General features: G+C 66.8%; 9 protein-coding genes. 3 read left to right on the top strand and 6 right to left on the bottom strand.

The window, feature by feature from the left end; translation table 11 throughout:
• Positions 1-84 precede the first annotated feature (84 nt).
• The 3 genes from A5740_RS00445 to A5740_RS00440 all read right to left on the bottom strand — a co-directional run bounded on the left by A5740_RS00445 (position 85) and on the right by A5740_RS00440 (position 1882).
• Complete coding sequence (locus A5740_RS00445) at positions 85-660, bottom strand: hypothetical protein (RefSeq protein ID WP_139334854.1); 576 nt, start codon at positions 658-660, stop codon at positions 85-87.
• Between the two features lie 350 nt (positions 661-1010).
• Complete coding sequence (locus A5740_RS28655) at positions 1011-1181, bottom strand: hypothetical protein (RefSeq protein WP_175616118.1); 171 nt, start codon at positions 1179-1181, stop codon at positions 1011-1013.
• 62 nt (positions 1182-1243) lie between these two features.
• Positions 1244-1882, bottom strand: coding sequence for a TetR/AcrR family transcriptional regulator (locus tag A5740_RS00440; protein WP_076190632.1), 639 nt, complete (start codon positions 1880-1882; stop codon positions 1244-1246).
• Between the two features lie 65 nt (positions 1883-1947).
• Between A5740_RS00440 and A5740_RS00435 the strand changes: the two genes are divergently transcribed.
• Complete coding sequence (locus tag A5740_RS00435; protein WP_076190561.1) at positions 1948-3159, top strand: oxygenase MpaB family protein; 1212 nt, start codon at positions 1948-1950, stop codon at positions 3157-3159.
• On the opposite strand, the gene A5740_RS00430 is transcribed toward A5740_RS00435, so the two are convergent.
• Positions 3156-3782 (bottom strand): glycoside hydrolase, encoded by a 627-nt coding sequence (locus tag A5740_RS00430; protein ID WP_076190559.1) that lies wholly within the window; start codon positions 3780-3782, stop codon positions 3156-3158. The two genes, A5740_RS00435 and A5740_RS00430, sit on opposite strands and share 4 nt — an antisense overlap.
• 161 nt (positions 3783-3943) lie before the next feature.
• On the opposite strand from A5740_RS00430, the gene A5740_RS00425 reads away from it, so the two are divergent.
• Positions 3944-5467 (top strand): nucleoside monophosphate kinase, encoded by a 1524-nt coding sequence (locus A5740_RS00425; RefSeq protein WP_076190557.1) that lies wholly within the window; start codon positions 3944-3946, stop codon positions 5465-5467.
• A gap of 44 nt (positions 5468-5511) precedes the next feature.
• Positions 5512-6804 carry an acyltransferase gene (locus A5740_RS00420; protein WP_076190555.1) on the top strand — a complete coding sequence of 431 codons (1293 nt, stop codon included), beginning with the start codon at positions 5512-5514 and terminating at the stop codon, positions 6802-6804.
• 102 nt (positions 6805-6906) lie between these two features.
• Here the strand turns inward: A5740_RS00420 and aceA are convergent, their stop codons facing one another.
• Positions 6907-9189, bottom strand: coding sequence for an isocitrate lyase ICL2 (gene aceA / locus A5740_RS00415; protein WP_076190553.1), 2283 nt, complete (start codon positions 9187-9189; stop codon positions 6907-6909).
• A gap of 326 nt (positions 9190-9515) precedes the next feature.
• Entirely contained in the window at positions 9516-10796 is a 1281-nt protein-coding gene (locus A5740_RS00410; RefSeq protein ID WP_254849032.1) for an MFS transporter, read from the bottom strand.
• Between the last annotated feature and the right edge of the window lie 91 nt (positions 10797-10887).

The following is a 10887-nucleotide window of genomic DNA, read 5'->3' as shown; positions in this document are numbered from 1 at the left end:
GATGGGACACCACAACCGCACAGCGGCAAAATGCTGCTGTGGATCGCCTGTGAATTGCGGTGTGGAAAGGTCGGATGGCCCGGCCTACGTCAGATAGGTCTCGTGCCCGGTCGGAAATCCGCCGCCGTTGGTCGCGATGTGAACGTGGTCGAAATGGTTGGCCGTGATGCCGCCACGGTCCGCCATCTTGCGCGGCGGCCTTCCGTGCGAGTAGATCTCCTGCCGGAAGATCACGTGGTTCACGCCGAACCGGTCCGCGTGGTCCAGGACGTAGGCGACGACACGGTCGCCGAGCGCCTTACCTTCCGGTGTCGCATAGTTCGGGATCATCACGTCGATGGCCAACCCGTTCGGATGCCACTTCAGCGAGTCGGCGCGGACCCCGCCGATATCGAGTATCTCGGGAAAGCGCGCGCTGACCGCGCGGGCAGCCAGGATGGTCTCGACTTGCAGACCCTTTTCGGGCGCTCGGCCGGCAGGCAACGGGAAACGCATATTCCGACGCACGGCGGGCATGCCCGGTGCCGACGACGTGGCCGATTGTTTGGCCACCGGTGCGACCACGGTCTCGCTGTGCGGTGGTGTCTCAGCCGTGAGGGCCGGCGCGGCATCTGCGCCGACGACGATGATCGCGGCGGCAGGCACGACGACCGCAGCCACGGCAGTCGATCGGCGGCGCCGATCCTTTTTCAGCTGGTGTCTACCCACGGGGTCCGGACCCTACCGGCGGGTTCGCCGATTTTCGGCATCGGGAAGTTGTCTGATGCTTGCGGTGGCAACTACGCCAGACGGATAGGTCACCCTGACCGTGGCACTCTACGGTGCCCCGATCCGACGGGCTCGATCGGGCGGTGAAGCCCGGAAATCAGCAGTTCAGAATGGCGACGCGCAGCAATCGGCGATCAGGTCTGCCAGGTCGTGCTGAACGTTCGGCCTGTGTCCGGCGCCACTTCGCCGCAGTGACATGCGGCCACTGTGGCAAATGCTATGGAGTTCACCACATCGGCTACTCAGGTGTCCGAACTACGCGCCTCGGCCCCGGTTTCACCGCTGTCGAAATCGTCGTCGGACGAGGCCCGGCCCACGTAGCTTCCGTCAGCGTCCCGCCCGGCCCGGGAATCGGCCACGTGCGGATCGCGCTCGACGTCGGACTCGGTTTCGTCCGAACTCGGATGGCTCATCGGTGGTCTCCCTGCTCGCGTTGTCGCTGTGAGGGTTGCCGTCATCGGGTGCGGTGAAACCGTCAATCACCGGTGTGCGCGACGCCGCGCACCACCGCCACACACAGATCAGCGCATTCGGCCGCGAGTTCCTGTGTGGTCTCGATCGGATCGGCGAGCCAGGCTTCGATGATCTGGTTCACCCCGCCCACCATGAATTGGGCGCCGCGGCGCAACGCCGACGGGTTCGGCGTCTCGGCGTGCAAGACGGACGGCGCGTGCTGGACGATCAGCCCGGTGATCATGTCCAGGATGTGTGTGCGGTGTTCGGCCAGGCCCGCAACGCTGCTCACATCGCCGGTGGCGATGCGGTGGATGTGCGGATCGGCCGCGATGATGTCGAGAAATGCCGTCAGTGCGGAGCGCAGTTTGTCGGTCAGCGTGCCGGGGTCGCCGACGCCGGCGTGCACCAGGGCGTCCAGCAACTGGTCGCGCACGTCGTCGGAGATGGCAAACAGCAGCGCGTCCCGGCTGGGGAATTGTTCGTAGAAGTAGCGCGACGTCAGTCCTGCCGCGGTGCACACCGCGCGGACGGTCACCTCCGAGATGCCGGCTTCGCCCCAGAGCTGCCGACCGGCGGCCAGCAGCTTGCTGCGTCGTTCGGTGCGGCGATCGGCCGCGCTGATGCCGCCGTAGCCACGCACCACCTGCGTGCGCTTCATTGACAGCACCCTACTCGCAGCCTAGATTCTGACTACATGCGTAGTCAGTTGTGCGGAGGGCGCTGATGAATATCCCGGCTCGTCATCCCGAGCAGCCGCTCACGGTTCCGGGCGGCGTGCGCGCGTTCGCGAAAGCGGTGGGAGTTCGCGATCCCGACGCCGCCCAGTGGCGCCGGCTCGGGGAGCGGCTGACCGTCGGTGACGAGCCGATGGATCGCCTGGTCGAGTGGATGGCGTCGGCGGGGATGGCGCAGATGCGTCCACTGTTCGAGCGGGCGCTGACCGTGGGTATCGCCAACGTGCCGGAGGCTCCGGAACCGTTGCGCGAGTTCTTCCTTGCCGTCGAGACGGTTCCGGATTGGGTGGACCGGGACAAACTGCGCAAAGGTCAACGGGCGCTGCTGCGCGGTGGCTCCGACGGCATGTCCATCGCGCGCGACGTCTCCCTGCTCGGCGGCTACCAGTTCTCGGGTTTCAACAAGACCCTGCTGCGTACCGGTGCCTTGGAGAAAGGCTCGAACCAGCGTTTCGCCGAGACGATGCAATGGGCGATGGACGTCATCTCCGACGGTGGTCTCGACCCGCTCGGGCTCGGCTATCGATCGACGCTGCATGTCCGGTTGATCCACGGATTCGTGCGTCGGCACGTCGCGGCGATGCCGGACTGGCGTGCCGACGAATGGGGTGTGCCGGTCAATCAAACCGATATGGCTGCGACGTTGGTCGGCGCGCTCATTGCGCCGCCGGTGGCCTCGCTGGGAATGGGAATCCTCCCCGCCCCAGGCGAACTCGACGCGATCGCGCACCTGACCCGGTACGTCGGGTGGTTGATCGGCGTCGAAGACGAGTGGTTGCCCCGCACCTTCCGCGACAGCATCCGCGTGCTCTATCACACCTCCACCGCGCTGGCCCGCCCCGACGAGACCACGCAACAGCTTTCGGTGCCGATGGCCGAGGACCCGCTGTCGTGGCACTACCGCAGCGTCAGTCGCCTGCGCCGTCGCCTGGCGTGGGCGCAGCACCTGTCGATCACCAGTGCCTTCCTCGGGCCCGGCGCGATGCGGGTATTGGGCCTACCGGCGTACATGCCGCCCTGGTATCCGGTGGTGAAGATGCCGGTCAACCTGATCCGCAGTGTGGTCGCGATGGCGTCGAGCACAGGGCTGGAGCGCGCGGTACGCCGCGGGCAGCGTGAGCAACAGGCCTTGCTGCACACCATCATTGGCGGCGACGCTGCCACCATCGGGCAGTCGGCGGAGCACGTCAGCGCCGCCTAACGTTTCATCGACCCCAGGAAGTACGTCTCGTGGCCGGTGGGGTAACCGCCGCCGTCCGTGGCGATGTGCACGTGGTCGAAATGGTTGAGGGTCTCGTTGCCGTAGTCGGCGGTCCAGTGCGGTGCGCCGATCCCGGGATAGAGGCCTTGGCGCCAGATCACGTGCAACACGCCCCAGCGTTTGGCGTTGGCCAAGGCGAAACCGGCAATCTGGTTACCGAGGGCAATACCTCTCTCGGAGTGGTAGTTCGGGATCATCACATCGATCGCCAGACCGTTGGGATGCCACTTCAATGCGTCCTGCCGGTATCCGCCGATCGTGGTGATCTCAGGGAACATCACGGCGATGGCGCGGGCCACCCAGATCGTCTTGACCTGTAGCCCGTTCTCGGGGGCCGGCCCTTTCGGCAGCGTGAACTGGAAGTCCCGGGCAACCACGGGTGCGCTGGCCGCAACCAACTCGGCCTTCGCGGCGACCGGTACCGGTGCCGCACTGGTGGGCGGGGCAGCTGCGGGAGCTTCCGCGCAACACTGCGACTCGGTGTTCTGCGCCCACACCATGCCCCCGGCGATCGTGATCGACGCGGCCAGCGCCAGTACCCGCCCCCGGGCGCCGGCCAACATACCTTTCCCCACGGCAGCAATCTACTGCGGTTGTGGACACCACACAGCAATCTCGGCAAACAGGTCGTCGACATTTGCGGACGCCCCGGAAATCGCAGGGCTCCGAGTTCGGGTCCAAGGACCCTGGCGACCGCCCACACATGTCTGCACCATGGATACATATGAGCGACAAATCAGCCGCCGATGGCGCCCCAGAGCCATGGGCGATCGCCGGAAATCTTGATGCACAGGTTCACGAGACCCATACCGGCGTCGTGGTCCTTCTCGGGGGCAGTGCGTACAAGGCCAAGAAGCCGATCGTCACCGATTTCCTCGACTTCTCCGCGCCCGAGCAACGAGAAGCCGCCTGTCGCCACGAGGTTGCGTTGAACAGTCGGCTCGCGCCCGACAGCTATCTGGGGGTGGCTCACCTCGTCAGCGCCGACGGGGACACCGCGGAGCCGGTGGTGGTGATGCGGCGGTACGCCGACGCCCTCCGGTTGTCGTGTTTGGTCGCCGCCGGTGCAGAGGTGGATCACTGGCTGGACGCGATCGCCCGAATCCTGGCCGACTTCCACCGTGACGCCGAGCGCGGCCCCACGATCGACGAACAGGGGACCGCCCGGGCGGTCTTGGCGCGTTGGTGTCAGAATCTCGATGAGCTGCAACGCTTTCCGGGGACCGATTCCGATTCCGTCCGAGAAATCCGACTCCTTGTCGAACGGTACGTCGCCGGACGCGCCGACCTGTTCCACACGCGGATCGCACAGGGGCGCATCATCGACGGGCACGCCGACCTGCTCACCGACGACATCTTCTGTCCGCCGTCGGGACCCGCGATCCTGGACTGCCTCGAATTCGACGACACGCTGCGGTATGTCGACGGCATCGACGACGCCGCTTTTCTGGCGATGGACCTCGAGTTCCTCGGTCGTGCCGATCTGGCCGAGCTTTTCCTCGACCACTACCGGCGGTATGCCGCGGATCCGGCTCCTCGTTCGCTGGTGGATTTCTACATCGCCTACCGGGCCGGGGTCCGCGCGAAAGTCGAATGCGTTCGTGCCGAGCAAGGTCGACCCGAGGCCGCCGAGGCCGCCCGTCGGCATCTTGAGCTGGCGCGGAAACACCTGCGGTCCGGCGCTGTCCAATTGATCATCGTCGGTGGCGGACCCGGCACCGGAAAGAGCACCCTGGCGCACGCCTTGGCGCCTCACCTGGGGGCACACGTCGTGTCGACCGACGATGTGCGTCGCGAACTCGTGGATGCGCGCGTGATCGAGGGTGAGCCGGGCAGCCTGGATGCCGGTCTGTACGCGCCGGAGAACGTCACTGCGGTCTATGACGAAGTCCTGCAACGCGCCCGCCGGCAGCTGGCCCAAGGTGTTTCGGTGATCCTCGACGGGACGTGGCGCGATCCGGATCAACGCAGCCGGGCCCACCACCTGGCCACCCAGATGTCGGTGCCGGCAGTGCAACTCACGTGTTCGGTGTCTCTGGACCGGGCTTCTGAGCGGATCAGAACCCGAACCACGACCACTTCTGATGCCACCCCGCAGATCGCGGCAGCTCTGGCCGAGCGGGATGCGCAGGGAGCCGACGGCCATGTGATCGACACCAGTCGGCCGTTGGCGGAATCCGTGGCCGCAGCGCAACGGATCTGTCGATTCGCAGACACCGCAGCCACCGCAGACACCGCAGACACGTAGTACTACCCATCCCGGCGGTCGTCGCGACGGGCAGACTGGGGGACGTGCCGACCCACGAGGCTGTGTCGTCCCCGGCCGCCGTCGCCCACGACAGCAAACCCGACCGTGACCGCGCCGTGGACGTGGCCCGCCTGGGTGCCCTGCTGGTGGTGATGTTCGGGCACTGCGCGCTGCTGTTGGCCACGATCGACTCCAGGGGCGTCCGGGTCGGCAACATTCTCGGTGCACTGCCCGAGTTGGCGCCGATCACCTGGCTACTGCAGGTGATGCCCCTGTTTTTCCTGGCCGGTGGCGCGGCCGGCGCCTACAGCTGGCGTCCGGGCAGAAGCTGGGGCGCCTGGCTGCTCGCTCGCGCGCAACGGTTGTGCCGGCCGGTGTTCTGGTATCTCGCGGTCTGGACGGTCGCCTTGCTCGCGGTGCGGGCCGCGCTGGGAGCGGAGTCGGCCGCGGCACTCGGGCGGGAATGCGTGGCCCTCCTGTGGTTTCTCGGTGTCTACCTCGTGGTGCTCGCCTTCGTCCCGGCGCTGATGCGGCTGGACAGTGGCCGAACGCTGGCGTTGGTGGTGGCCGGGTTGATCGCCGCCTCCGCAGGGGTCGATGCCGTGCGTTTTGCCGTCGGCGCACCGGAGGCCGGCACGGTCAATCTGCTCATCGTATGGCTCATCCCGATGGTGATCGGGGTGGCCTATGCACGGCATCTGATCTCGGCGCGCCGGGCGCTGGCGATCGCGGTCGTCGCGTTCGTCGGGCAGGTAATCACCGCGCTCACCGGTATTTACGACGTCTCCCTGGTGGTCACCGGCACCGAACGGGTGTCCAACGTATCGCCGCCGACACTGCTGCTGGCGCTGCACTGCACTTGGCTGTCATGCCTTTTCGTGGCAGCGGCGGGGCCGATCCGGCGCTGGGCGGAGCGCCCACGGGTCTGGCGCGCGGTGGCCGCGGGTAACGGGGGAGCGATGACCCTGTACCTGTGGCACATTCCGGTGATCGCTGTCGCCACGTTCGGACTCCACGCCCTCGGCCTGGACGCCTTCGATCCACATGCCGCAGGCTTTTGGCCTCACCTGGTCTTGCGGGCCGTGGTTTTCGCGGCGCTGATGGCCGTGGCCTTTCGGCTGCTCTCCCCGCTGGAACACCGGCCACTGCCGTGGTGGGACAGCGGGTTCGCGGTCACCGGTGCTCGATCGGTGCTGACCGGTGTGTTGCTGTGCGTGGCCGGTGCGGCGCTGACCTTGATGGCCAAGAACGGACTCGACGGAATGTTGGGCTGGTCCGCGATGGTCGGTTTTGTCCTCGCGGCGGCGGCTGCGCGGGTGAGTGCCGGGCCTGGCTGACCGGTCATCGCACCCTGGAAGCCAGCCTGCAACGTGCCACGAGCGTGGTGGTGATGCAACTGCTCTTTTCCATGTCCGCCTAGCTGCCGCGCGGCGAAACCCTCAGTCCTCCTTGCGGATCAGCCGGCCCAGTGCCTCACGGTCGGGGGCCAGCAGTTCGTCGATGCGGGCCTGGTTCACATCGGCCACGATGATCTCGCCGACCTCCTGGTACACATCGCTGAAGATGCCGTGCGCCTTCATCTTCTCGGTCTGGTAGACGTTGTCTTCCGTCGGCGTCACGTAGTACACGATCTCCGGCTTGAACCGGTGGATCAGCCAGACATGGATCAGGTCCATCAGACGCTTCTTGCGCAGCTTCTCGGCGAAGGTGTTCTGATCGCGCACCGTGAGGATGTTGCGGCCGTGCCGATCCTTGATCGGGTCGACGACGACGTTGGCGAGCGGCTCGTCACCGTCGCCGTAGATACCGAGATCCAGCACATCGGAGCCGGCCCGCCGGGGACGCAGCTGCACCCGCAGGTTCTCACCGAGCTTGTAGTGATCGCTCCACAGCGCCAGCCATTCCTCGAGCAATTTCTTGGGCACCTCGGTCTGCACCAGGTGTTGATGCTGTGTCGAGCCCTTACCCATGGCCTTGGTGGTCGCCGTCCGGCCCGAGGAGGCCGCCAGCGCGGCGTCGCTGCGCGGGCCGCCGACCAATGTTTGCGGTGTGCGGTAAGGAGATTCGACGAGCCGCATCTTGCGTTGCAGGCGGGCCAGCGCCAGCATGCCCTCCTGCTGCAGGGAGGTGGCGAACTCCTCGCAGGCGACCCCGTCAACCTGATGGCCGCCGTAGGTGATGAAGTTGAAGACGAAGCCCATCTTGGCGAGTTCCTGTGGGAACGCCCGCATCTCGTCGTCGGTCATGCCGGTGGTATCCCAGTTGAACGACGGCGAGAGGTTGTAGGCCAGCATCTGATCGGGGAACTCGGCGTGGATGGCATCGGCGAACTGCTTGGCATCGGCCAGATCTGCGGTCTTGGTCTCCATCCACAGGATGTCGGCGAACGGCGCGGCGGCCAACGACTTCGCGATGGCATACGGGATGCCGCCGCGCACCTGGTAGTAGCCCTCCGGCGTCTTGACCCGCTCACAGTCCCACGCCACGTCGACGCCGAGCTCACGCGCCTTCTGTTGGGCGGTGTACAGCGAAGCCCGGGTGGCAAAGGTGCGCCAGTCGGCCGCGCTCATGTCGGCGGGCTCACCGTCGCGTTCCCGGAACTCCAGCAGCTCGGCGACCGCCTCACCGTAAGTGTTCAGGCCGGCGTCGTTCTGCCACGCATCGACGAACGCCGACTCGACCTTGTCGTACAGGGCATCCACCGAGTCGCCGGAACGGTGGCTCTTGGCGGCGTCGTCGATCGCACTGGCGATGCCCTGGTTTTCCAGCCAGGCCTCAGCGGTCGCGTATTCACCCTCGGGAAGCGCGTAGAGCAGGTGTCCGTTGAGCTCGGTGACCCCTTGGTTGTAGAACCGGCGCACCATCGCCAGGAAACACGACTTGTAGGTGGGAACCGACAGGTTCGTCGCTCCCAGCAGGAACGGCTGGTCGCGCTCGTCGGCGCGGCTGTCGATCAGGTTGGCGGCCTCGGCGTCGGTGCGCGCGACGATGATGCCCGGCACGCGCATGATGTCGAGCTGGAACCGGGCGGTGTTGAGCCGTTTGATCTGCTCGTCCGACGGCACCAGCACCTTGCCGCCCTGGTGGCCGCACTTCTTGGTGCCCGGACGCTGATCCTCGATGTGATAACCGGGCACCCCGGACTCCACGAACCGCCGGATCAGGTTGCGGACATGCGGATCGCCACCGTGACCGGTGTCGGCGTCGGCGATGATGAACGGCCGGTAGTCGACCGCCGGCGTCGCGGCCTGTTGTTCCGGCGTCATCCGCAGCCGCAGATACTGTTGGTTGCGGTCGGCGGTCAGCAGCGCCCGCACCAGCCCGGCCGCCTCGTCGGGCACCTGGCTCAGCGGATAGCTGGCCAGGTCGGGGCCCGGGTCCTCGCTGATCGACCCTTTGGCGGAGGTCGCCCAGCCACCGAGGTAGATCCCGCCGATGCCCATCCGTTTCATCACCACCGCCTGGCCCGGCGAGTACGGCCCGAATGTGGTGATGCTCTTCTTCTGCGCGAACAGTTCGCGCAGGTAGGGGTAGAACGCCGTGGCGGCTTCGCGGGCCACCGGATAGTCCGACGGGATGGTGCCGCGCTGCTCGGCAACCTGACGGGCGGAGTAGAGGCGGATGATGCCCTCGAATCGAGGGCTGTCGAAATAGGCCTGGGTGGTCGCGACATCGTTCTCGAATGACGAGTCGGTCTGTGCGTTGGCTTCGATGGTGGCCATGGCTCTCGCTCCTGAACTCGGGTACTGCTGATTATCGCGGCGTGCAGCCCGTGAGGTACCCAGTTGGCGCAAATCGACGCAGAGGCCCGGGCACACCGACATCGACCACTGTCCCGGTCGCATGAAAGTCTGCTGCTGCCAAGCTGTTTGACGGGAAGCGCACGATCATTCGGCCCGCGCACCTAGGATCGATAGATGTCGAAGCTCACGAGGAAGGTGAAATCCCTCTTCAGTAGGCGCCGGCCGGTCAGCCCGGAAGACGCCGCCGAGATCAACGACTGGGTGAGCGAGGGCGGGTGCGCTGCACCCCGACGGACCGCCGGAGATCATCGATCCGAAGAAGAAACGCTGATGTCGGACTCAACCGCGGTCTCCACGATGTCGCGGCGGTACCAGCGGGCTGCAGCGAAGTAGCAACCCATGGCCAGCAGTTGCAGGGCCGGTACCAGGATCAGCAGTGCCCGGCCCAGCGCCTGCACGCCCAGGTCGGCGGTCAGCGCGTCGCTGATCACGCCGGTCACGAACGGACCGACGGACCCGAGAACGGCGTTGAAAAACAAGAAGATCGCTGACGCGGTGGCCCGATGTTCGTGCGGTACCAGTCGGTGGATGGCGGCGATCGACGGGGCCAGGTACGCGGTGCCGATGACATAGCTGAGCGCCAGGAACCAGACACACGCCGCACGGCTTTCCACGGTGAATGCCAACACCGAGGCGGGCAACAGCAGGGCCGTGGTCGCCACCACGATCCACAGCAGCCAGCGGGCGTCGCGCACCGCGAGCCGATCGGCCAGGCGGCCCACGATCAACAGGCCCAGGACTCCGGCTCCTCCGGTGGCCAGGCCGTATTCCCAGCCGACCTCGCTGAGCGACATCGACCGGGTGCGCATCAGGAAGGCCGGGGAGAACGTGGTCAGCGAGTAACCGGCGGCGGAGATGCATGCGGTGCCGCCGACGACGGCCAGAAAGCTGGGTTTGCGGAGCAGATCCCACCAGCGGACCGGCGTGCCCGGTTGTCGCGGCGGCGGCGTCGGTAACGACTGACGGGTCCCGACCATCAAGAGCACCAGGGGTGCGAACGCCACGCTGCATGCGCCCATCACCACGAATGCCGTTCGCCAACCCAGATTTTCGGCCAACAGACCGCCGCCGATCAGGCTGGCCCCGCTGGCCAGCGGAATCGCGAAGGTGATGACCGCCAGCGGGGCCGCGCGGCGCTCGGGGGCGAAGTTGCGGGCCACATAGGCGTGCGCGGCCGGGGTACTGCCGGCCTCGCCCACCGCGACGCCCACCCGGGTGAGGGCCAGTTGAAATCCGGATTGGACGGCTCCGCCGAGCATGGTCATACCGCCCCAGAGGGTCAGACAGGCGGCGATGACCGCGCCGAAGGCGCCGCGATCGGCGACCCGGGCCACCGCGATACCGAGCACCGCGTACACGATCAGGAAACCGAACCCGTTGATCACGCCGATGGCCGTGTCGGACAGGGCCAGGTCATGCTTGATCGGCTCGGCCAACACCGAGGGCAGGAACCGGTCGACGTAATTGAGGGTTCCGACGAGCGTCAGCAGGGCCACCGCCGCCCACGCCCGCCGCGGTCCGTGCACGTCTGCGAGCCCCGGCGACACACTGGTCAGTGCGGACGTGCCGATGATCGCCTCCTCGCGGCCCGACCACGGGGCGGGTCGGCGGCCAAAG

The sequence above is a fragment of the Mycobacterium sp. GA-1841 genome (assembly GCF_001954135.1).
In the GTDB taxonomy this organism is placed as follows: Bacteria; Actinomycetota; Actinomycetes; order Mycobacteriales; family Mycobacteriaceae; genus Mycobacterium.
Note: the sequence above shows the minus strand (reverse complement) of the source record. Positions and strands in the feature narration are given on the sequence as shown.